Below are 21853 nucleotides of genomic sequence, written 5' to 3'. Positions count from 1 at the left end.
GCCACCACCCGTATGAAAGAGGAGTTCCGCATCAGCGATCCCCGCACCAACGAGCGCATCCGAGTCCCGGAGGTCCGTCTCGTCGGACCCAACGGCGAGCAGGTCGGCATCGTCCGAATCGAAGCTGCGTTGCGCCTGGCCCAGGAAGCGGACCTCGACTTGGTCGAGGTTGCGCCGAGCTCGAAGCCGCCCGTGGTCAAGATCATGGATTACGGCAAGTTCAAGTACGAGGCCGCTCAGAAGGCCAAGGAAACGCGTCGTAACCAGGCGAACACCGTCCTCAAAGAGGTCCGGTTCCGCCTGAAGATCGAGGCTCACGACTACATCACCAAGCTCAAGCGCGCCGAGGGCTTCCTCCAGGCGGGCGACAAGGTGAAGGCCATGATCCTGTTCCGCGGTCGCGAGCAGTCGCGTCCCGAGCAGGGTGTCCGTCTGCTCCGCAAGTTCGCCGAAGACGTCGCCGAGTTCGGCACCGTCGAGTCGAACCCCACGATCGACGGCCGCAACATGGTGATGGTGGTGGCTCCTCACAAGAACAAGTCCGAGGTCAAGACCGAGCAGAACGCGCAGCGCACGGCGAACCGTGAAGCCGCGCGAAGTGCCGCTCGAGGCGATTCGGCACCCACAGACGAAGCTGCCCCGGCGTCCGCCGAGTAAAGCTCCCCGACTCCCGCTCCGCCGGGAACCCCAACGAAGGAAGACAGATGCCGAAGCAGAAGACCCACTCGGGCGCCAAGAAGCGCTTCAAGCTCACCGGTAGCGGCAAGCTCATGAAGCAGCAGGCCGGCATGCGCCACAACCTCGAGGGCAAGGCCTCCAAGCGCACCCGTCGCCTGAACCAGGAGCAGGTCCTGGCCAAGGGTGACTCCAAGGTCGCCAAGAAGCTCCTCGGCCTCTGAGCGCCGACGCACGTTAGGAAAGAACAGAAATGGCTAGAGTCAAGCGGGCAGTAAACGCCCACAAGAAGCGTCGCGTCATCCTCGAGCGCGCGTCCGGTTACCGCGGTCAGCGTTCGCGCCTGTACCGCAAGGCCAAGGAGCAGGTCACCCACTCCCTGGTCTACGCGTACCGTGACCGTCGCAAGCGCAAGGGCGACTTCCGTCGTCTGTGGATCCAGCGCATCAACGCCGCGTCGCGCGCCAACGGCATGACGTACAACCGCTTCATCCAGGGCCTCGGCCTCGCGGGTGTGCAGGTCGACCGTCGCATGCTCGCCGAGCTCGCGGTCAACGAGCCGGCCGTGTTCGCCTCGCTCGTCGCCACGGCGAAGGCTGCGCTGCCCAGCGACGTCAACGCCGCGAAGACCGCGTAAGACACGTCTTCCACGAAACGGGCGTCCTCTTCGGAGGGCGCCCGTTTCGCCGTTCCTGCGCGGCATCCCGGTTCGCATGCCGTCGGCGTCATACACTGAGTCCGTGCTCGAGAACCCCCGTTCGCCGCGGGTGCGCGCCGTGGCCAAGCTCAGCAAGCGCGCCGCCCGCCAAAAGACCGGTCTCTTCCTGCTCGAGGGTCCGCAGGCCGCCCGCGAGGCGCTCGAATGGGCTCCCGACACCGTGCTCGAGCTGTACGCGACGCCCACGGCGCTCGAGAAGCACGCCGATGTGCGCGAGCTGGCCGAGCGCGCCGACGTCGACCTGCAGTACACGACCGAGGCGGTCCTCGACGCGATGGCCGACACCGTCACGCCGCAGGGCATCGTCGCGGTGGCGCGTCAGGCGCCGACGGCGCTCAAAGACCTGCTGGCGGACCGCCCGCGTCTGATCGCGATCTGTGAGGAGGTCCGCGATCCGGGCAACCTCGGCACGATCATCCGAGCCGCCGATGCGGCGGGGGCGGATGCCGTGATCCTCACCGGTCGCACGGTCGACCCCTACAACCCCAAGGTCGTGCGCTCGACGACCGGCTCGCTCTTCCACGTGCCGATCGCCGTCGATCTCGAGTTGGCCGACGTCGTGGAGCGCGTGCACGAGGCCGGACTCCGCGTGGTCGCGGCCGACGTCGACGGGGCCGATTTCCTCGCGTCTCGCGAGCTGCTCGCGGAGCCGACGGCGTGGTTGTTCGGCAACGAGGCGCGCGGCCTCGACGAGACGGCGTTGGCTCACGCCGACCTGTCGCTGCGCCTGCCGATCTACGGTCGGGCGGAGTCGCTGAACCTCGCCACGGCCGCCAGCGTGTGCCTGTACGAGACCGCTTTCGCGCAGCGCGCCGGTTGAGGCGGCTGTTACAGAACGGTTAAGGCGTGCGCGGGAATGTGGTCGGCCACCCTTCACCCTCATAGGGTGAACACATGGCATCCGTACCCCCGGCGAGCTCCGAGCCCCTGGTCGTCGTCTCCGACGTGCAGAAGCACTACGGGCAGTTCCAGGCCCTCACAGACATCGACCTCACCGTCGACCGCGGCGAAGTCGTCGTGGTCATCGGTCCTTCCGGTTCGGGCAAGTCGACCTTGTGCCGCACCATCAACCGTCTCGAGACCATCACGAGCGGCTCGATCACCATCGACGGCAAGGAGCTTCCCAAAGAGGGGAAGGGTCTGGCCGAACTGCGTGCCGACGTCGGCATGGTGTTCCAGTCGTTCAACCTCTTCGCCCACCTGACGATCCTCGAGAACGTCACGCTCGGCCCCATCAAGGTCCGCAAGATGAAGAAGGCGGATGCCGAGAAGGAGGCCCGGGAGCTTCTGGAGCGCGTGGGCGTCGGGCATCAGGCCGACAAGCTGCCCGCCCAGCTGTCGGGTGGCCAGCAGCAGCGCGTGGCGATCGCCCGGGCGCTCGCGATGAAGCCGAAGGTCATGCTCTTCGACGAGCCGACCTCCGCGCTCGACCCCGAGATGATCAACGAGGTGCTCGACGTCATGGTCGGCCTCGCCAAAGAAGGCATGACGATGATCGTCGTCACCCACGAGATGGGCTTCGCCCGCAAGGCCGCGAACCGCGTGGTGTTCATGGCCGACGGACAGATCGTCGAGCAGGCGACCCCCGAGAAGTTCTTCACCCAACCCGAGTCGGATCGCGCGAAGGACTTCCTCTCGAAGCTCATCACGCACTGACGCGTTCCTCATGACGGCGTCGAACGAGGAGGTTCTTCCGCCGACAGCCGCTCGACCGTTCCCCCCGGTCCTTTTCGCGCGCCGTCACCCCAGACTTTTCATCCGCACAGCACACGTAACCAAGGAGACATCACATGCGTAAGACACGTTTTCTCGCCGGCGCGAGCATCATCGCCGCCGGCCTTCTGGCTCTGACGGCCTGCAACAGCGGCACCCCGGGCGCAGCACCCGGTGACGGTGCCTCCGACGGCGGCAGCGACGCACCGGTGTACGGCGCGGTCGCCACCGACGTCACCATCGAGAACAGCCCCACCTTCACCGAGATCGAGTCGGCCGGCAAGGTCGTCGTCGGTGTGAAGGAAGACCAGCCCGGCCTCGGCTACCTCGACCCGGTGACGGGCGAGCGCAAGGGCTTCGACGTCGACGTCGCGCGGTGGATCGCCGCGTCGCTCGGCTTCGACCCGGCCGACGAGTCGAAGGTGGAGTACAAGGCCATCGCCTCGGCGAACCGCGAGCAGGCCCTGATCAACGGTGACATCGACTACTACGTCGGCACCTACTCGATCACCGACAAGCGCAAGGAGCAGATCTCCTTCGCCGGCCCCTACTTCCTCACCGGTCAGGGCCTGCTGGTCGCCGCCGATGACGACACGATCACCGGCAAGGACTCGCTCACGGCCGAGACCACCGTGTGCTCGGTGACGGGTTCGACGCCGATCCAGCGCATCCGCGAGCAGACTCCCGCGAAGGTCGTCGAGTTCGACACCTACTCGCAGTGCGTCGAGAAGCTCAAGAACGGCGAGGTCGACGCGGTGACCACCGACGAGGCCATCCTCCTCGGCTACGCGGCTCAGGACCCCGACAACCTCAAGATCGCGGGCGAGCCCTTCAGCGAGGAGCGCTACGGCGTCGGCATCGCCAAGGGCGACACGGCTTTCCAGGAGTTCGTGAACACGATGTTCACCGACGGTGGATCCACCTGGGAGGCCATCTTCGAGAAGAACCTCGGCGCCTCGGGCGTCAAGGGCGAGCAGCCGGCGGTCGACCCCGTCAGCTGAGCACCCGTGCGGGCGGCGCATCCGCGCCCCCCGCACTCCCGAGCTCCACGCGACAGACCCGCGACAGAACGGACAGCTTCCGGTGAATCAGATCTTCGACTACCCCGTCCTGTGGGGACAGGCGCTGTGGGGGACCGTCGTGCTCTTCGTGGGCGGCGGACTCATCGCCCTCGTGCTCGGCTTCGTCGTCGCGGCGATGCGGGTGTCTCCCGTCCCCATCGCGCGTGCTGTCGGCGCGGTCTACGTCAACTGGATCCGCAACACCCCGCTGACGCTCGTGCTCTTCTTCTTCGCGTTCTGCGTGCCGTTGCTCGTCGACGTGCCCCGCGGCAGCTTCCTGCTGCTGGCCGTGTGCGGGCTCGGCGTCTACACGGCCACCTACGTCGCCGAGACCATCCGCTCTGGCATCAACACCGTCCCGGTCGGACAGGCCGAAGCGGCCCGCGCCCTCGGCCTCGGATTCGGGCAGGTCATGTCGTTGATCGTGCTGCCCCAGGCCACCCGCTCGGTCATCCCCCCGATGATGAGCGTCTTCATCGCCCTGCTCAAGAACACCACCGTCGCCGCGGGCTTCTCGGTGGTCAACCTCGGCAACATCCGAGCCACCATGAGCGAGAACGGCGAGAACCAGCTCGTCACGATCCTGCTGGTCATGGTCGTGTTCGTCATCCTCGTGCTCCTGCTGGCTGCCCTCCAGAACGCCGCCGAGAAGAAGTGGAAGGTCGTCCGATGAGCTCCTCCGTCCTGTACGACGTGCCGGGCCCGCGGGCGCAGCTGCGCAACCGGATCATCGGCGCCGCCACCCTGCTGCTCGTCGCCGCCGTGATCGGCTTCGTGATCTGGCGGTTCATCGACACCGGGCAGTTCTCCGCCGCGAAGTGGAACGTCTTCACCTACTCCGCGATCTGGGAGCGCTTCGGCCAGGCGACCCTCGCGACCCTGGCGGCCTTCGCCGTCGCCGCGGTCGGGGCGCTGATCCTCGGGTTCGTGCTCGCCATCGGGCGCATGTCCGACCACCGCTGGGTGCGGCTGCCCGTCGGCTGGGTGGTCGAGATCCTCCGCGCCGTCCCCGTGCTCGTCTTCATGCTGCTGCTGTACTACGGTCTGCCGGTCATCGGCATCAAGATGTCGTCGTACTGGGCCGTGGTCATCGCGCTGATCCTCTACAACGGCTCTGTGCTGTCGGAGGTCATCCGCGCCGGCGTCGAGTCGCTGCCCCGCGGTCAGAGCGAGGCCGGTTACGCGGTGGGGCTGCGCAAGGCGGGCGTCATGCGCCTGATTCTGCTGCCGCAGGCGATCCGCGCCATGCTCCCCGTGATCATCGCGCAGTTGGTGGTCACCCTGAAGGACACCGCGCTCGGCTTCATCATCACCTACCCCGAGCTGTTGTACTTCGCCCGACTCCTCGGCTCGAACGGCGAGTACGGCTCGCCGCTGATCCCCGCCGCGATGATCGCCAGCGTGATCTACGTCGCGATGTGCCTCGCCCTGTCGTTCGCCGCTCACCGCGTCGAGGTCGGCCTGCGCCGTTCGCCGAAGGCCGGCGCGGTCGCCCCGGCGGAGCCCGTGGGCCAGACCGGCACCGACACCGAGCTCATCGTGGCCCAGCGCGGTCTCGGCAAGGACGGTCCCGGCTCGGCGTCCTGACCGCCGACCCGAGCGTCGGAATCACCGACGGGCGGGGGAGTGTCCCCGCCCGTCGGTAGACTCTCATCTCGTGTCCGACGCACCCGAGATCACCCCCGAGGCCGTCGCCTCCGCGGTCGATGAGGCCCTTGCCGCCATCGCCGCCGCCGCGACCACCGCCGAGCTGAAGTCCGCCCGTTCCGCGCACACGGGGGAGCAGTCCTCCCTCGCCCAGCTGAACGCCCAGATGCGCAACGTCGCCCCCGAGCACAAGGCCTCTTTCGGCAAGCTCGTCGGGCAGGCCCGTGGGCAGGTGAATCAGGCCCTCGCCGCTCGCGAGGCGGAGCTCGCCGCCGCCGAGACCGCGGCCCAGCTCGAGGCCGAGCGCATCGACGTGACGGCGCTCCCGCAGCGCGCTCGCGTCGGGGCACGGCATCCGATCACCCTCCTGCAAGAGCAGGTGTCCGACATCTTCGTCGGCATGGGCTGGGAGATCGCGGAAGGCCCCGAGCTCGAGCACGAGTGGTTCAACTTCGACGCGCTCAACTTCGACGTCGACCACCCGGCGCGGCAGATGCAAGACACCTTCTTCGTCGATCCGGTCGCGCGCCACCTCGTGCTGCGCACGCACACGAGCCCCGTGCAGGTGCGGTCGATGCTCGAGCGCGACCTGCCGATCTACGTGCTGTGCCCGGGCCGGGTGTACCGCACCGACGAGTTCGACGCCACGCACCTGCCGGTGTTCACGCAGTTCGAAGGACTCGTCGTCGACAAGGGCATCACCATGGCCCACCTCAAGGGCACCCTCGACCACGCCGCGCGCGTGCTGTTCGGGCCCGAGGCGAAGACGCGCTTCCGCGCCAACTTCTTCCCGTTCACCGAGCCGAGCGCCGAGCTCGACCTCTGGCATCCGACCTTCAAGGGCGGCGCCCGATGGATCGAGTGGGGTGGCTGCGGCATGGTGAACCCCAACGTGCTGCGGGCCGCGGGCATCGACCCCGAGGAGTACTCGGGCTTCGCCTTCGGCATGGGCATCGAGCGCACGCTCATGTTCCGCAGCGATGTGCAAGACATGCGCGACATGGCCGAGGGCGATGTCCGCTTCAGCGAGCAGTTCGGAATGGTGGTCTGATGCGCGTCCCGCTCTCCTGGTTGCGCGAGTACGTCGACGTGCCCGCCGAGGCCACGCCCGACGACGTCCTCGCCGCCCTCGTCTCGGTCGGTTTCGAAGAAGAAGACGTGCACCGCTTCGAACTGTCCGGCCCGATCGTCGTCGGGCAGGTGGTCGAGTTCACCCCCGAGCCGCAGTCGAACGGCAAGATCATCCGCTGGTGCCAGGTCGACGTCGGCCCTTCGACAGGCTCAGGGACCGGTGACAGGGACGTCCGCGGCATCGTCTGCGGCGCGGGCAACTTCTTCGAGGGCGACAAGGTCGTGGTGACCCTGCCCGGCTCGGTGCTGCCCGGACCGTTCCCGATCGCCGCGCGCAAGACCTACGGTCACGTGTCCGACGGCATGATCGCGTCGGCGAAGGAGCTGGGTCTCGGCACCGAGCACTCCGGCATCCTGCGCCTGGTCGAGCTGGGGATCGATGCTCCCGTCGGAACCGATGCGATCGCGCTGCTGGGCCTGGACGACATCGCCGTCGAGATCAACGTCACCCCTGACCGCGGCTACGCCCTGTCGTTGCGCGGCGTCGCCCGCGAGTACTCGCACGCGACCGGTGCGGCCTTCCGCGATCCGGGTGCCGGTCACGACGCCGCCGTCGCATGCACGCCGGAGGGCTTCCCGATCACCGTCGACGACGGCGCCCCCATCCGCGGACGCGCGGGCGCCAGCCAGTTCGTCGCGCGGATCGTGCGCGACGTCGACCCGTCGCGACCGACGCCTCCGTGGATGATCACGCGGCTTTCGCTCGCCGGCATCCGTTCGCTCGGGGTGCTCATCGACATCACCAACTACGTGATGCTCGAGCTGGGTCAGCCGATCCACGGGTACGACCTCGACCGACTGCAGGGCGGCATCACCGTGCGCCGCGCGGCGCAGGGCGAGAAGCTCGAGACGCTCGACGGCCAGGTGCGCACGCTCCACGCCGAAGACCTGCTCATCACCGACGAGTCGGGCCCGATCGGCCTTGCCGGTGTCATGGGCGGCGGTCCCACCGAGATGAGCGACGCCACGCGCAACGTGCTCATCGAGGCGGCGACGTTCGATCAGGTCTCGATCGCGCGCACCGCCCGCCGGCACAAGTTGCCTTCGGAGGCCTCGCGCCGCTTCGAGCGCGGAGTCGACCCGCTCGTCGCCCACGTCGCGGCCGAGCGCGTCGCGTCGTTGATGGTCGAGCTCGCCGGCGGAACCCTCGACACCGAGCTGGGCGGATCCCTCCCGTCGACCTACCGTCGTGACCCGATCACGCTGCCGGCCGGATTCGTCCCGGGCCTCATCGGCGTCGCGTACACCGACGACGAGATCGTGCGCGCCCTGCGCCTGATCGGCGGCACCGTCGAGGAGCGCGAGGGTGGGTGGGCGGTCACCGCGCCGTCGTGGCGCCCCGACCTTACCGACAAGTGGACGCTGGCCGAGGAGGTCGCGCGTATCGAGGGGTACGACCGCATCCCCTCGGTGCTGCCGACTCCGCCGTCGGGCCGCGGACTCACCTCCGCGCAGCAGGGACGCCGCCGCGTCGCCAACGCGCTCGCCTCAGCCGGGTTCGTCGAAACGCCCTCGTTCCCCTTCACGACCGAGGAGCAGAACGCTCTGCACGGCTCGCCCTCGGGTGACGCCCTGCCCAGCGTGAAGCTCGCAAACCCGCTCGACGGCCTCGCTCCGTTCCTGCGCCGCTCGCTCGTGCCGGCCCTGCTGCAGGTGGCGCACCGCAACGTGTCGCGCGGCATCGTCGACCTCGCTCTCTTCGAGACCGGAACCGTCTTCCTGCCCAAGCCGGGCGTGCAGTACGGCACGTCGTCGGTGCCGCCGTTGGCGGTGCGTCCGGATGCCGCGACCCTGACCGCCCTCGACGCGTCGATCCCGCCGCAGCGTCGGCACGTGGCCGTTCTGCTGACCGGTCACACGGTCGCGAAGCAGCCGGGCCAGCCCGCGGTCGTCGCGGATCTCGCGGATGCCGTGGACGCCGTGCGCGTGCTGACCGCCGCCGCCGGGCTCGACATCAAGCTCGTGCAGGCGCAGCGCGCCGCGCTGCACCCGGGCCGTACGGCGCGGGTGCTCGCCTCGGGGCACGACATCGGATACGTCGGCGAGCTGCTGCCCGCGGTGTCGGCTGCGGCCGACCTGCCCGGGCGCGTGCTGGTGGCCGAGCTCGACCTCGACGCGATGCTCGAGCTCGCGCAGTCGCGGGTCGTCGCGGCATCCCTCTCGGGTTTCCCCGCCGCCACGCAGGACGTCTCGCTCACGGTTCCGATCGACGTCGCCGCCGGTGACGTGCGTGCCGCGCTGCTCGAGGGCGGTACCCCGCTGATCGAGGGCGCTCGCCTGGTCGACGATTATCGCGGCCAGGGACTCGCCGAGGGAACGAAGAGTCTCACATTCGCGCTGCGGTTCCGCGCCGACGACCGCACCCTGACGGCAGCCGAGGCCACCGAGGCCAAGCTCGCCGGTGTCGCGGTGGCCGCCGACCGGTTTGGCGCGGCCATCCGCGACTGAGCACGCTCACGACCAGGGGCGCCGCCGGCTCATGCCGCGCGGCGCTCCGGCGTTTCGGGGGTCAGATCATCGCCCCCTTCGTGCACGCTCTCGCGGGCCGCGGCGATGGCCCGGCGCCCGCGCGTGAAGACCATGCCGATCACGGCGCGCACCCGCAGCCACGACGCATCGCGCACGAGCAGCAGGTCGAGCGCGATCATCGCGAGCGAGAACGGCCAGAGTCCGAGCAGCAGGCCGATGCCGAAGTGGGTGAGCGAGAGGCCTGCGACCGCGACGTAGCGCGACGGCTTCCACAGCAGTGCCACCGGGAACGTGAGCTGCACGACGAGGGCGAACCACGTGCCGACCATGATGAACGGCGTCACCTGCCACACCGCTTCGCTCAGCGCGGGGAGCACCTGGAACTCGGTGAGCGAGAGGGCGTAGTAGAGGGCCGTCCCGGAGATCCACTCCTCGCCCTGCAGCTTGAGGATCGACGACACGAGATACACGAGCAGGATCTGGTAGCAGCACAGAATCAACGCGGTGTTGTGCAGCAGCGGTGACAGCCACTCGGGCACGCGACGTCGGAGCGCGTCGAACCGTCCGGCCCGCTCGCCGCGCCTGCGCCGCAGCCAGGCGTCGACGGAGAAGTGCCGGCTGAGGTCGGCGAACAGCGCGAACACCAGAACGATCCGCATGAGGGTGTCACCGCCGTTGGTCAACAGCGTCGTGTTGGCCGAGAGGCCGACCCAGAACAACAGCAGCACCGGCGTCACCCAGCGGGTCTTGAAGCCCACGAGGAACAGCAGCGCGAGGGCAATGAGCGCGAAGTACGCCAGGTCGAACAGCACCGGATCGTTCTTGGCGAAGATGAGCCGGAAGGGCTCCCACCACCCGCGGCGACGCGCCTCGGGCTCCACCCACCACGACCCCGCCCCCCACAGGTAGTGCCGGTCGGCGAAGCTCGGCAGCAGCACGAGCAGCATCGCGACCGCGAAGATGATCCGCAGCAGCGAGAACCCGATGGTCGCGTGCTTCGCCGACGTCAGCCAGTCCTGAAAGCCGGTCCACAGCTGTGCGGGGGACAGGCGCCGTCGCCACCCCTGACGTCGGGTGAATTGAATGGTCATCGCCGCTCCTCGCCGGTGTAGCGCGTCTGCACGTCGGCGAAGATGCCGCGCACCGATGGGTCGTCGGCCTGCTCGGCCGCTCGCCATCCGAAAGTGAGCTCGTTCAGGTCGAACTGACGCTCGTCGTCGAAACGGTGGAGGAACTCGTTCGGGCGGTCGAATTGCGCTCGCCACCGCACCCTCTCCACGTCGCGCCCGAAGTACGCCTCGGTGAACGCGGTGGAAAAGCGGTTCAGCATGTAGTCGTACCGCACGAACGGAACGGACGACCCTTCGCCACTGTCGCCGAGACCATCGAGTTCGGCGCGCAGGTCGGCATCCGGGATCGCGGTGAAACCGCCGTCGGGGGAGCGTTCGATGAACGAGTCCTGCACCCGATCCTGCTGGGCGGGGGTGAGCTCGTCGTAGCGCTCGAGGTAGGTGCTCAGCGCGTTGATGCTGTTCTTCGAGATGCGCGACGGGGTCGGGATGCCGCGCACCGCGGCGAGCTCCATGTCGGTGACGTCGATCCACTCGCTCGCCTGCAGGTCGCCGTTGTCATCGCGCCACTGCGCCTGCACCTGCAGAGCACTGTTGACGCGGAGGATGTTCGGCGCGAACACGTCCCACCGCTGCGAGAAGTACGGCGCGAAACCGTCGCTCACCATCGCCCGCGCAGGCGACGGGGGAGCGGTGAACGTCGCACTCACGAACACGTACGCCCCCACGACCACGACGGCAGCCACCGTCGCGATCGCGGGCGCGAGACGCCCCCGCGCCGCCGGAGCGGAGCGGGGGGCGGGGGCCGGCCGCGTGGTGCGACCGGCCCCTGTCTTCTTCGTGGTCATGTCAGCCGCTCAGCGAGCCGTCGACAGGACCGTCGGTGCCGTCAGTTCCCGGCGAACCGTCTCGGCGATGCGGCGAGACCGATTTCGAGTTGCGTCGTTCACCACCCCGCGAGGCGGGTGATCCCTCCGCGGTGCGCGGGCTCGTCGTGGCCGCATCCATCGTGGTGGTCGAGGTCGCCGTGGACGGGCGGTCGACGATCGACGGTGCGGGCGAGACGGGCGGTGCGGTTCGGGCGACGGATGCCGCGGATGCCGAGGCGACGGCAGGACGCGTGCTGCGACGACGGGCGGCCATCAGGCCGAATCCGGCGAGGAGCATCGCGCCGGCCAGGAGCGAGAACGTCGCGGCGCTGCTACCGGTGTCGGAACCGGTTACGGCCAGCTGCGAACCCGTGCTGGGAGCGGCGTAGCCCGCCGGGGTGCCCGAACGGTTCGAGGAGTCGGTCGAGTCGGTGGCGTCACGCGAGTCCGTGGCGTCGCGGGAGTCCGTGGCGTCGTGCGAGTCGGTGGAGTCCTTGGAGTCGGTGGAGTCCTTGGAGTCCTTGGAGTCAGTCGAGTCCTTGGAGTCGGTGGAGTCCTTGGAGTCGGTCATGTCCTTGGCGTCGGTCGCGTCGTGGGAGTCGGTGGAGTCGGTGGAGTCCTTGGAGTCGGTCATGTCCTTGGAGTCAGTGGAGTCCTTGGAGTCGGTGGAGTCCTTGGAGTCGGTGGAGTCCTTGGAGTCGGTGGAGTCCTTGGAGTCGGTCATGTCCTTGGAGTCAGTGGAGTCCTTGGAGTCGGTGGAGTCCTTGGAGTCGGTCATGTCCTTGGAGTCAGTGGAGTCCTTGGAGTCGGTCATGTCCGTGGAGTCAGTGGAGTCCTTGGAGTCAGTCGAGTCCTTGGAGTCAGTGGAGTCCTTGGAGTCGGTCATGTCCTTGGCGTCGGTCGCGTCGTGCGAGTCCTTGGAGTCAATGGAGTCCTTGGAATCCTTCATGTCCTTGGAGTCCGTAGCGTCCCAAGAGTCGGTCGAGTCCTTCGCGTCCCACGAGTCCGTGGCATCCCACGAGTCCTTCGAGTCGGTCATGTCCTTGGAGTCGGTGGCGTCCCAGGAGTCCTTGGTGTCCGTCGCGTCGTGCGAGTCGGTTGCGTCCCAGGAGTCCTTGGAGTCGGTCATGTCCTTCGAGTCGGTCGCGTCGTGCGCGTCCTTGGAGTCGGTCATGTCCTTCGAGTCGGTCGCATCCCACGAGTCCTTCGAGTCGGTCATGTCCTTGGAGTCGGTCGCGTCGTGCGCGTCCTTCGAGTCGGTCATGTCCCTGGAGTCGGTCGCGTCGTGCGCGTCCTTCGAGTCGGTCATGTCCTTCGAGTCGGTGGCGTCCCAGGAGTCCTTGGTGTCCGTCGCGTCATGCGAGTCGGTCATGTCCTTCGAGTCGGTCGCGTCGTGCGCGTCCTTCGAGTCGGTCATGTCCTTCGAGTCCGTGGCATCCCACGAGTCCTTCGAGTCGGTCATGTCCTTGGAGTCGGTCATGTCCTTGGAGTCGGTGGCGTCCCAGGAGTCCTTGGTGTCCGTCGCGTCATGCGAGTCGGTCATGTCCTTCGAGTCCCACGAGTCCGCGGCGTCCTTGGTGTCGGTCGTTCCGTCGGTGTGCCCGTCGGTCGTCCCGTCCGTGTGCCCGTCGGTGGTGCCGTCCGTGTGTCCGTCCGTCGATCCGTCCGTGTGTCCGTCGGTCGTTCCGTCCGTGTGTCCGTCGGTCGTTCCGTCGGTGTGCCCGTCGGTCGTCCCGTCCGTGTGCCCGTCGGTGGTGCCGTCCGTGTGTCCGTCGGTCGTGCCGTCGGTGTGCCCGTCGGTCGTGCCGTCGGTGTGCCCGTCGGTGGCGCCGTCCGTGTGTCCGTCGGTCGATCCGTCGGTGGTGCCGTCCGTGTGTCCGTCCGTCGATCCGTCGGTGTGCCCGTCGGTCGTCGGCTCGGTCGTGGTCGTGGTCGCCGTCGACTCGGCGGTGACCGCCTCACCCACGGCGGACGCGCTCAACGGCGCTCCGAACGCCGCCAAGGCGCTGAACGTGATGACCGCTGTCGTCTGGATGATCGTTCGACGTACCCGCATGGTGCGCGGAACGCGATCGTCGTGAAAGTTCGTGCGAAGCACAAGAATCCCCTGGTGTCCTAGGCCCCCCTAAGCACCACGGGAATGAAAATAGGGACTCGAATGAAGTAGCTGTAAGTAGTTGACTTCACCCGTTCGAGGCGTCACACTCACCTGCCGCACTATTCGTCGATCGACTCCGGGTGCGCAGAGATCTGCCCTCATCGCCGGTAAGGGGGGCAGTTGGAAGTGCCCGGCGATGAGGGCAGTGCTCACATAGTACGGATTCCGTGTCCCCCGAACGGGGGACACGAAACCATTGCGAGGCGGATTCACGGCTGCTATCACGCGGGCGTTCAAGAGGCCCCGATTTGCCCCCCGCTCGCCGCGGCGGATACCCTCGCCACATGTCGTCGATCACCGCACGCACCGAGGAGCTCTCCGTGAGCACCGGTGGCGAGCGTCGACGTCGGGTCGCGCGCCGATTCTCGGCGACCTCGTAACCCGCCATCGGTCGGGCATACGGGCGTCGCCGCCCCGGTTCTTGCTGATTCCAGCACCCGTCCGACTCGTAAGGTGGATACATGACCCTCTCGGTCGCCGTTTCCGGCGCTTCCGGCTATGCAGGTGGCGAAATTCTCCGCCTCCTCGCCGATCATCCCGACGTCGAGGTCCGCACCGTCACCGCGCACGCGAACGCCGGTCAGCCCCTCCTCGCCCACCAACCGCACCTGCGCTCGCTCGCCGGACTCGACCTGCAGCCCACGACGCCCGAGGTGTTGGCCGGTCATGACATCGTCTTCCTCGCGCTGCCGCACGGTCAGTCCGCGCAGTACACCGACGCTCTGGCCGACACGCCTCTCGTGATCGACGCGGGAGCCGACCACCGTCTCGTCTCCTCCGCCGATTGGGCGGCGTTCTACGGCGGGGACCACCCCGAGCCGTGGGCGTACGGAGTGCCCGAGCTCCCGATCGCCGGTGGGAAGCAGCGTGAGAACCTCCGCGCCGCGACGCGCATCGCGGCCCCCGGCTGCAACGCCTCGACGGTGTCGCTGTCGCTCGCTCCCGGCATCGCCGCCGGAGTCATCGACGGACGCGACATCGTCTCCGTGCTCGCGGTCGGCCCCAGCGGCGCCGGCAAATCCGCCAAGACCACCCTCCTCGCGAGCGAGATCCTCGGCTCTGCCAACCCATATGCCGTTGGCGGCACACACCGTCACATCCCCGAGATCCGCCAGGCGCTCGTCGCTGCGGGAGCCTCGGCCGACGGCATCCGGATCTCCTTCACCCCGGTGCTGGTTCCGATGGCGCGCGGGATCCTGGCGACGTCGTCGGCCCCCCTCGTGGAGGGGATGACGGATGCCGAGATCCGCGGCGCGTGGGAGAAGGCGTACGCCGACGAGCCCTTCGTCGAGCTGCTGCCCGCGGGCGTCTTCCCGCGGACGGCCGATGTGCTCGGCGCGAACGTCGCCTCGATGGGTCTCGCGATCGACCGCGCGGCGAACCGGGTCACCGTCGTCGCCGCCGTCGACAATCTCGTCAAGGGCACCGCCGGTGCTGCCGTGCAGTCCATGAACATCGCGCTGGGCCTCGCCGAGACCACCGCCCTTCCCCTGAACGGAGTCGCCCCGTGAGTGTGACCGCCCCCGCTGGATTCGAGGCGGCCGGCGTCGCCGTCGGCCTGAAGTCGACCGGTGCCCGCGACGTCGCCCTGGTCGTCAACCGCGGACCGCTCAAGGTCGGCGCCGCCGTGTTCACCTCGAACCGCGCCAAGGCCAACCCGATCCTGTGGTCGGAGCAGGTGGTGAAAGACGGCGTGATCGAGGCGGTCGTCCTCAACTCGGGCGGAGCCAACTGCTTCACGGGCTCGTTCGGATTTCAGACCACCCACCAGACGGCCGAGCGCGCCGCCGAGCTCCTCGGTGTCGGAGCCGGAGACGTGGTCGTGTGCTCGACGGGCCTCATCGGCACCGGTGACGAGGTCTTCCGCGCAAAGGTGCTCGACGGGGTGCAGCAGGGCGTCGCCGCGCTGTCGCCCGACGGCGGCGAAGACGCGTCCCTGGCCATCATGACGACCGACTCGCGTCCGAAGCGGGCGGTGCACGTCGGCGACGGCTGGTCGATCGGCGGCATGGCGAAGGGCGCCGGCATGCTGGCTCCGGGCCTGGCGACGATGCTCGTGGTGCTCACCACCGACGTGGTGCTCGACGCGGCGGAAGCGGATGCCGCTCTGCGCCGCGCCACGCGCGTGAGCTTCGACCGGCTCGACTCCGACGGCTGCATGTCGACCAACGACCAGGTGACCCTCATGGCCAGCGGCGCCAGCGGCATCCGCGTGGATGCCGAGGAGTTCGGCGACGCGCTCGCCGCGGTGTGCGACGATCTCGCCGCGCAGCTGCAGGGCGACGCCGAGGGCGCCAGTCACGACATCACGATCCGGGTCGCCAACGCCGCGACCGAGGACGACGCCGTCGAGGTGGGTCGCTCGGTCGCGCGCAACAACCTCTTCAAGGCCGCGATCTTCGGCAACGACGCCAACTGGGGGCGCGTGCTCGCCGCCATCGGCACGACGCAGGCCGCCTTCGACCCCTACGACGTCGACGTCTGGATGAACGGCGTGCGCGTCTGCACGGCCGGTGGTCCGGACCGTCCGCGCGAGGACGTCGACCTCACCCCGCGGGCCACCGACCTCGTCATCGACCTCAAGGTCGGCGCGGCCACCGCCACGATCCGCACCAACGACCTCACGCACGAGTACGTCCACGAGAACAGCGCCTACTCCTCATGACTCACGTCGATCTGCAAGACACCGATCCCGCCGAAGCCAGCGAGCGGGCGGTCACGCTCGTCGAGTCGCTGCCGTGGGTGCGCAAGTACCGCGACCAGGTCGTGGTGGTGAAGTACGGCGGCAACGCGATGGTCAGCGACGAGTTGCAGGACGCGTTCGCCGCCGACATCGCCTACCTGCGGTACGTGGGCGTGAAGCCGGTCGTCGTGCACGGCGGCGGACCCCAGATCTCGTCGATGCTGAACCGCCTCGACATCCCGAGCGAGTTCCGCGGGGGCTACCGGGTGACCTCGACCGAGGCGATCGGCGTCGTGCGCATGGTGCTCACCGGGCAGATCAACCCGCAGCTCGTGGCCAAAGTCAACGCGCACGGTCCGCTGGCGACCGGGCTCAGCGGCGAAGACGCGGGTCTGTTCGGCGGTCGCCGTCGCGGTGTCGTCGTCGACGGCGTGGAGCACGACCTGGGCCGCGTCGGCGACGTCGTCACGGTCGATCCGCAGCCGGTGCTCGATCACCTGGCCGCGGGGCGCGTGCCGATCGTGTCGAGCATCGCGCCCGATCTCGACAACCCCGGAACGTCGTTGAACGTCAACGCGGATGCCGCGGCGGCGGCCCTCGCGACGGCGCTCAACGCCAAGAAGCTCGTCGTCCTGACCGACGTGCCGGGCCTGTACGCCGACTGGCCGAACCGCGACTCGCTCGTGTCGCACCTGACCTCGAGCGAGCTGCGCACGATGCTGCCGACGCTGGAGTCGGGCATGATCCCGAAGATGCAGGCGTGCCTCGACGCCGTCGACGGGGGAGTGCCGACCGCGGCCATCATCGACGGTCGCGTGCCGCACTCGGTGCTCGTCGAACTCTTCACCAACAAAGGAATCGGAACGGAGGTGGTCGCGTGAACGCGGACACGACTCAGGAACCCGCGGCGACCCGCGCCCCCTGGCAGGAAGATGCCGGACGCGATCTCGTCCGCAGCTTCGGCGACCGCATGGCTCTGTTCGTCCGCGGTGAGGGCGCCTACATCTGGGACGGCGACGGCACGAAATACCTCGACTTCCTCGCCGGGATTGCGGTCAACGCGCTCGGGCACGCCCACCCCGTGTTCGTCGAGGCGATCACCGCGCAGGCGTCGACCCTCTCGCACGTGTCCAACTACTTCGCCACGCCCCCGCAGCTGGCGATGGCGGCGCGCCTGAAGCGTCTCGCCGGAACGGGCGAGTCGGGGCGTGTCTACTTCGGCAACTCGGGCGCCGAGGCCAACGAGGCCGCGCTGAAGCTCGCGCGCCTGCACGGTCGCGGCACCGACCGCACCCGCATCCTGACCCTCAAGGGCGGCTTCCACGGTCGCACGATGGGAGCCCTGGCCCTCACCGGCAAGCCCGCGCTGCAGGCCGACTTCCTGCCGATGGTCCCGGGTGTCGAGCACATCGACGCCACGATCGAGGCCCTCGAAGCCGCGATGGACGAGCGCGTCGCCGCCTTCCTCGTGGAGCCCATCCAGGGCGAGGCGGGCGTCGTCGAGCTGCCCGAGGGCTACCTCCAGGCGGCCCGCGAGATCACGGCCCGTCACGGGGCTCTGCTGATCATCGACGAGATCCAGACCGGCGCGGGTCGCACCGGCGCGTGGTTCGGCTTCCAGCACGCGGGGATCGTTCCGGATGCCATCACGGTGGCAAAGGGCATCGGCGGCGGCTTCCCCATCGGTGCGCTCATCACCTTCGGCGCGGCGAGCGACCTCTTCTTCCCCGGTACCCACGGCTCGACGTTCGGCGGAAACGCCCTGGGCACGGCCGTCGGAGGCGCGGTGCTGCAGGAGATCGAGTCGGCCGGCCTCGTCGAGAACGCCGCGCGACGCGAGACGCAGCTGCGCGAGGGGATCGCCGCGCTCGGCTCGCCCCTCGTGGCGGGTGTGCGCGGGCGTGGGCTGCTGCTCGGCATCGCGCTGTCGAGCCCCGTCGCCAAGGCCGTCGTGGCCGAGGCCCAGCAGCACGGCCTGATCGTCAACGCCGCCAACGACGACACCATCCGCATCGCGCCGCCGCTGACGATCGGAGATGCCGAGGTGGCCGAGTTCCTCGAGCTGTTCGGCGCCTCTCTCGCCACCGTGTCCGACGCACTGATCATTGGAGCACCCGCGTGACCCGCCACCTTCTTCGTGACGACGACCTGAGCCCGGCCGAACAGGCCGAGATCCTCGACCTCGCGATCGAGCTGAAGAAGGACCGCTGGGCGCAGAAGCCGCTCGAGGGTCCCCAGACGGTCGCCGTGATCTTCGACAAGTCGTCGACGCGCACGCGCGTCTCGTTCGCCGTCGGCATCGCCGACCTCGGCGGCTCGCCGCTGATCATCTCGACCGCCAACAGTCAGCTCGGCGGCAAGGAGACCCCCTCCGACACCGCACGCGTGCTCGAGCGCCAGGTCGCCGCGATCGTGTGGCGCACCTACGCCCAGGCGGGTCTCGAAGAGATGGCGCGCGGAACGCGCGTGCCCGTCATCAACGCCCTGAGCGACGACTTCCACCCGTGCCAGCTGCTGGCCGACCTGCTCACGATCCGCGAGCACAAGGGCGAGCTGAAGGGTCTGACCCTGTCGTTCTTCGGCGACGGCCGCAGCAACATGGCGCACTCGTACGTGCTCGCCGGGGTCACCGCGGGCATGCACGTGCGCGTCGCGGCTCCCGACGACTACGCCCCGCGCGCCGACGTGATCGCCGACGCCGAGCGGATCGCCGCCGAGACCGGCGGGTCGATCACCCTCATCAGCGACCCCGAGGCCGCGGCATCCGGAGCCGACGTCGTCGTCACCGACACCTGGGTGTCGATGGGCAAAGAAGAGGAGAAGATCGCGCGCATCCGCGACCTGGGCGGGTTCAAGGTCACGACCGAGCTCATGACCCGCGCCGACGACGACGCGATCTTCATCCACTGCCTTCCCGCCGACCGCGGCTACGAGGTCGACGCCGAAGTGATCGACGGCCCGCAGAGCGTGGTGTGGGACGAGGCCGAGAACCGTCTCCACGCCCAGAAGGCGTTGCTGGTGTGGCTTCTGCGCCAGGGCTGACAGCGCACCTCCGCCGCTCCTGGAGCCGTTTCGACGGGCCGGGGCGGCTGGTCGGCGTGGACCTGGCGCGCGCGCTCGCCGTGCTGGGCATGCTGGCCGCGCACCTGCTCGACACCGACCGGGTGCTCACCCCCGATCCCTCGACGTGGATCACCCTCGTCAACGGGCGCTCGTCGATCCTGTTCGCGGTGCTCGCGGGCGTGTCGATCTCGCTCGTGACCGGCGGTCGGCGGCCGCTGGCTCGCGAGCGACGCCCGCGCGCCGCCGCCCGCTTGGCGCTGCGCGGAGCGGTGCTGTGGGTCATCGGCATGATGCTGGTGTTCACCGGCGTGCCGGTCTACGTCATCCTTCCCGCGTACGCGTTGCTGTTCGTGCTCGCGCTGCCCTTCCTCGGGCTGCGCGCGCGATCGCTGTTCCTGGTCGCGGCGGGGATCGCCCTGGTCATGCCGTGGATTCAGCCGGTGCTGGACGCGGCGCCGATCTGGTCGGGGCCGGCGGGAGACGACCTGTCGGCCGCCGTCGGCTGGCACTATCCGTTCCCGGTGTGGATCGCGTTCGTGCTCGCGGGGATGGGTGTGGGCCGGCTCGACCTGCGTCAGCTGTCGGAGCAGGCCTCGCTCGTGCTCGCGGGCGGCTCGCTCATCATCGTCGGCTACGGCGGCGCGCTGCTGACCGCGCCGGTCGTGACCGACCGCTACGCGCGGACAGTGCTGACGGCGGGAGATCACTCGTCGGGGCTCTGGGAGGTCATTGGCTCGGGAGGGTTCGCCCTGGCCACGATCGGGATCTGCCTGCTGCTGTGCCGCACCCCGCTGCGGTGGGTGGCCGTGCCGCTGCGCGCCGTGGGCTCGATGCCGTTGACCGCCTACGTCGTGCAGCTGCTGGTGTGGGCGCTGGTGTCGCTCGAGCTGTTCGGCGACACGTCCGAGATCGTCGGGGTGCGCGAGTCGGGTCTGTTCTTCCCGCTGACGATCGGTCTCATCATTGGCTGCACCGCATGGGCGCTGCTGGTGGGCCGCGGGCCGCTCGAGATGTTCATCGACGCCCTCGTGCGCGTCGTCGTGGGGGCGGATGCCACGACCCCGGGCCGACCGTCGTCTGCGGCGTCCGAGGGGGCCGACGTCTCCGGCGGTGTCGGTGGCCCTCGGTAGGCTGGGGGGATGAGCAGCGAGACCGGTCAGTCGACGAACGAGGGTGCCCTGTGGGGCGCCCGTTTCTCGGGCGGGCCGTCTCCCGAGCTGGCGGCGCTGAGCCGTTCCACCCACTTCGACTGGGACCTCGCGCTCTACGACATCCAGGGTTCGCACGCCCACGCCGCCGCCCTCGAAGCCGCCGGCTACCTCACGGCCGATGAGGCCGCGGCGATGCACGACGGTCTCGACTCCCTCGCCGCTCGCGTGATGGACGGCTCGCTGGTGGCCGCCCCCGGCGACGAAGACGTGCACGGCGCCCTCGAGCGCGTGCTCATCGAGACCGTGGGTGCGGCGGTGGGCGGCAAGCTCCGTGCCGGTCGCAGTCGCAACGATCAGATCGCCACCCTCGTGCGGTTGTATCTGCTCGATCACTCGCGCACCCTCACCCGCGAACTGCTGCGTCTGATCGACGCCCTGGTCGCTCAGGCCGAAGCGCACGGGAGCGCCATCATGCCGGGGCGCACGCACCTGCAGCACGCGCAGCCCGTGCTTCTCGCGCACCACCTGCAGGCCTACGGCTGGGCCTTCGTGCGCGGCATCGAGCGTCTGCGCGACTGGTCGGTGCGCGCGTCGGTGTCGCCGTACGGCGGCGGGGCGCTCGCCGGAGCGACGCTCGGGCTCGACCCGCAGCTCGTGGCCGACCGCCTGGGTCTCGCCCGTCCGGCCGAGAACTCGCTCGACGGCACCGCCTCGCGTGACGTCGTGGCCGAGTTCGCCTTCATTACGGCGATGATCGGCGTCGACCTGTCGCGCCTGGCCGAAGACGTCATTCTCTGGAACACGCGCGAGTTCGGCTTCGTCACCCTCGACGACTCGTACTCGACCGGGTCGAGCATCATGCCGCAGAAGAAGAACCCCGACATCGCCGAGCTCGCGCGCGGCAAAGCCGGCCGTCTGATCGGCAACCTGTCGGGTCTGCTGGCGACGCTGAAGGGTCTGCCCCTCGCGTACAACCGCGACCTGCAAGAAGACAAAGAGCCCGTGTTCGACTCGGTCCGCACGCTCGAGCTCGTGCTGCCGGCGTTCTCGGGCATGATCGCGACCCTCGTCTTCCACACCGACCGCATGGCCGAGCTCGCGCCTCAGGGGTTCTCGCTCGCGACCGACGTGGCCGAGTGGCTCGTGCGCCAAGGCGTGGCCTTCCGCGACGCGCACGAGATCTCGGGCGCACTCGTGCGAGCGTGCGAGCAGCACGGCATCGGCCTCGAAGACGCCGACGACGCCCTGCTCGCCTCGGTGTCGCCGCAGCTCACGCCGCAGGTGCGCGAGGTTCTCACCATCGAGGGCTCCGTCTCGAGCCGGACCGGGGTCGGCGGCACCGCCCCCGCACGCGTGGGTGAGCAGCGCGAAGAGCTCGTGTCGCGAGCTCAGGCGGCCGCGCGGCCGATCATCGACTGAATATCAGTCTTTTACTTATCTTTCGC

Annotated in this window: 20 protein-coding genes; 17 read left to right on the top strand and 3 right to left on the bottom strand. The window is 69.0% G+C overall.

Features of this window, described 5'->3' with window-relative positions:
- Positions 1–12 precede the first annotated feature (12 nt).
- The 10 genes from infC to pheT all read left to right on the top strand — a co-directional run bounded on the left by infC (position 13) and on the right by pheT (position 9393).
- Positions 13–657: a translation initiation factor IF-3 gene (infC, locus tag M3667_RS01080; protein ID WP_144782047.1), complete on the top strand. Its 645-nt coding sequence runs from the start codon at positions 13–15 to the stop codon at positions 655–657.
- A gap of 47 nt (positions 658–704) precedes the next feature.
- The gene (rpmI, locus tag M3667_RS01075; RefSeq protein ID WP_013583375.1) at positions 705–899 is read left to right on the top strand and encodes a 50S ribosomal protein L35; all 195 of its coding nucleotides are present in this window, start codon (positions 705–707) and stop codon (positions 897–899) included.
- Between the two features lie 29 nt (positions 900–928).
- Positions 929–1312, top strand: a complete 384-nt coding sequence (gene rplT / locus M3667_RS01070; protein WP_144828243.1) for a 50S ribosomal protein L20 — start codon at positions 929–931, stop codon at positions 1310–1312.
- Positions 1313–1415: 103 nt separating this feature from the next.
- Positions 1416–2213, top strand: coding sequence for an RNA methyltransferase (locus M3667_RS01065; RefSeq protein ID WP_251503899.1), 798 nt, complete (start codon positions 1416–1418; stop codon positions 2211–2213).
- 107 nt (positions 2214–2320) lie between these two features.
- Positions 2321–3049: an amino acid ABC transporter ATP-binding protein gene (locus tag M3667_RS01060; protein WP_251505028.1), complete on the top strand. Its 729-nt coding sequence runs from the start codon at positions 2321–2323 to the stop codon at positions 3047–3049.
- 134 nt (positions 3050–3183) lie between these two features.
- Entirely contained in the window at positions 3184–4107 is a 924-nt protein-coding gene (locus tag M3667_RS01055; protein WP_251503892.1) for a glutamate ABC transporter substrate-binding protein, read from the top strand.
- 82 nt (positions 4108–4189) lie between these two features.
- Positions 4190–4840: an amino acid ABC transporter permease gene (locus M3667_RS01050; RefSeq protein ID WP_251503889.1), complete on the top strand. Its 651-nt coding sequence runs from the start codon at positions 4190–4192 to the stop codon at positions 4838–4840.
- On the top strand, positions 4837–5754 hold the full coding sequence (locus tag M3667_RS01045; protein ID WP_251503886.1) for an amino acid ABC transporter permease: 918 nt from the start codon (positions 4837–4839) through the stop codon (positions 5752–5754). The genes M3667_RS01050 and M3667_RS01045 overlap by 4 nt, the downstream gene beginning before the upstream one ends.
- 70 nt (positions 5755–5824) lie before the next feature.
- Positions 5825–6865 carry a phenylalanine--tRNA ligase subunit alpha gene (pheS, locus tag M3667_RS01040; RefSeq protein WP_144828224.1) on the top strand — a complete coding sequence of 347 codons (1041 nt, stop codon included), beginning with the start codon at positions 5825–5827 and terminating at the stop codon, positions 6863–6865.
- Positions 6865–9393 (top strand): phenylalanine--tRNA ligase subunit beta, encoded by a 2529-nt coding sequence (gene pheT, locus M3667_RS01035; RefSeq protein ID WP_251503884.1) that lies wholly within the window; start codon positions 6865–6867, stop codon positions 9391–9393. The genes pheS and pheT overlap by 1 nt, the downstream gene beginning before the upstream one ends.
- Before the next feature lie 29 nt (positions 9394–9422).
- Here the strand turns inward: pheT and M3667_RS01030 are convergent, their stop codons facing one another.
- The 3 genes from M3667_RS01030 to M3667_RS01020 are packed head-to-tail and all read right to left on the bottom strand — an operon-like array spanning position 9423 to position 13409.
- The gene (locus M3667_RS01030; protein WP_251503881.1) at positions 9423–10505 is read right to left on the bottom strand and encodes an HTTM domain-containing protein; all 1083 of its coding nucleotides are present in this window, start codon (positions 10503–10505) and stop codon (positions 9423–9425) included.
- On the bottom strand, positions 10502–11332 hold the full coding sequence (locus tag M3667_RS01025) for a DUF5819 family protein (protein WP_251503878.1): 831 nt from the start codon (positions 11330–11332) through the stop codon (positions 10502–10504). The genes M3667_RS01030 and M3667_RS01025 overlap by 4 nt, the downstream gene beginning before the upstream one ends.
- A 1-nt stretch (position 11333) precedes the next feature.
- Positions 11334–13409 (bottom strand): LPXTG cell wall anchor domain-containing protein, encoded by a 2076-nt coding sequence (locus M3667_RS01020; RefSeq protein ID WP_251503874.1) that lies wholly within the window; start codon positions 13407–13409, stop codon positions 11334–11336.
- 563 nt (positions 13410–13972) lie between these two features.
- On the opposite strand from M3667_RS01020, the gene argC reads away from it, so the two are divergent.
- Genes argC through argH form a run of 7 tightly spaced genes read left to right on the top strand, consistent with a single transcriptional unit; the run spans position 13973 to position 21827 of the window.
- Positions 13973–15022 carry an N-acetyl-gamma-glutamyl-phosphate reductase gene (gene argC, locus M3667_RS01015; protein ID WP_251503872.1) on the top strand — a complete coding sequence of 350 codons (1050 nt, stop codon included), beginning with the start codon at positions 13973–13975 and terminating at the stop codon, positions 15020–15022.
- Positions 15019–16176 carry a bifunctional glutamate N-acetyltransferase/amino-acid acetyltransferase ArgJ gene (gene argJ, locus M3667_RS01010; protein ID WP_251503868.1) on the top strand — a complete coding sequence of 386 codons (1158 nt, stop codon included), beginning with the start codon at positions 15019–15021 and terminating at the stop codon, positions 16174–16176. Before argC ends, argJ begins: the two co-directional genes overlap by 4 nt.
- A complete protein-coding gene (argB, locus tag M3667_RS01005; RefSeq protein WP_144828202.1) occupies positions 16173–17075 on the top strand; it encodes an acetylglutamate kinase in 903 nt (300 codons plus the stop codon). Before argJ ends, argB begins: the two co-directional genes overlap by 4 nt.
- Positions 17072–18316 (top strand): acetylornithine transaminase, encoded by a 1245-nt coding sequence (locus M3667_RS01000; RefSeq protein ID WP_308196414.1) that lies wholly within the window; start codon positions 17072–17074, stop codon positions 18314–18316. Before argB ends, M3667_RS01000 begins: the two co-directional genes overlap by 4 nt.
- Positions 18313–19236: an ornithine carbamoyltransferase gene (argF, locus tag M3667_RS00995; RefSeq protein ID WP_251503864.1), complete on the top strand. Its 924-nt coding sequence runs from the start codon at positions 18313–18315 to the stop codon at positions 19234–19236. Before M3667_RS01000 ends, argF begins: the two co-directional genes overlap by 4 nt.
- A 56-nt stretch (positions 19237–19292) precedes the next feature.
- Positions 19293–20387: a heparan-alpha-glucosaminide N-acetyltransferase domain-containing protein gene (locus M3667_RS00990; protein ID WP_251503860.1), complete on the top strand. Its 1095-nt coding sequence runs from the start codon at positions 19293–19295 to the stop codon at positions 20385–20387.
- A gap of 9 nt (positions 20388–20396) precedes the next feature.
- Positions 20397–21827 carry an argininosuccinate lyase gene (gene argH, locus M3667_RS00985; RefSeq protein WP_251503857.1) on the top strand — a complete coding sequence of 477 codons (1431 nt, stop codon included), beginning with the start codon at positions 20397–20399 and terminating at the stop codon, positions 21825–21827.
- Positions 21828–21853 lie beyond the last annotated feature (26 nt).

Source organism: Microbacterium sp. P26 (genome assembly GCF_023712585.1).
Taxonomy (GTDB): Bacteria; Actinomycetota; Actinomycetes; order Actinomycetales; family Microbacteriaceae; genus Microbacterium; species Microbacterium algihabitans_A.
The sequence above is the reverse complement of the archived record's forward strand: the minus strand, read 5'-3'. Positions and strand labels throughout refer to the sequence as shown.

Coding starts and splice junctions, on each gene's coding strand:
- argC (WP_251503872.1), top strand. CDS start 13,973: ATGACCCTCTCGGTCGCCGTTTCCGGCGCTTCCGGCTATGCAGGTGGC.
- rplT (WP_144828243.1), top strand. CDS start 929: ATGGCTAGAGTCAAGCGGGCAGTAAACGCCCACAAGAAGCGTCGCGTC.
- infC (WP_144782047.1), top strand. CDS start 13: ATGAAAGAGGAGTTCCGCATCAGCGATCCCCGCACCAACGAGCGCATC.
- argB (WP_144828202.1), top strand. CDS start 16,173: ATGACTCACGTCGATCTGCAAGACACCGATCCCGCCGAAGCCAGCGAG.
- M3667_RS01030 (WP_251503881.1), bottom strand. CDS start 10,505: ATGACCATTCAATTCACCCGACGTCAGGGGTGGCGACGGCGCCTGTCC.
- M3667_RS01055 (WP_251503892.1), top strand. CDS start 3,184: ATGCGTAAGACACGTTTTCTCGCCGGCGCGAGCATCATCGCCGCCGGC.
- argH (WP_251503857.1), top strand. CDS start 20,397: ATGAGCAGCGAGACCGGTCAGTCGACGAACGAGGGTGCCCTGTGGGGC.
- M3667_RS01025 (WP_251503878.1), bottom strand. CDS start 11,332: ATGACCACGAAGAAGACAGGGGCCGGTCGCACCACGCGGCCGGCCCCC.
- pheT (WP_251503884.1), top strand. CDS start 6,865: ATGCGCGTCCCGCTCTCCTGGTTGCGCGAGTACGTCGACGTGCCCGCC.
- M3667_RS01020 (WP_251503874.1), bottom strand. CDS start 13,409: ATGCGGGTACGTCGAACGATCATCCAGACGACAGCGGTCATCACGTTC.
- M3667_RS01045 (WP_251503886.1), top strand. CDS start 4,837: ATGAGCTCCTCCGTCCTGTACGACGTGCCGGGCCCGCGGGCGCAGCTG.
- rpmI (WP_013583375.1), top strand. CDS start 705: ATGCCGAAGCAGAAGACCCACTCGGGCGCCAAGAAGCGCTTCAAGCTC.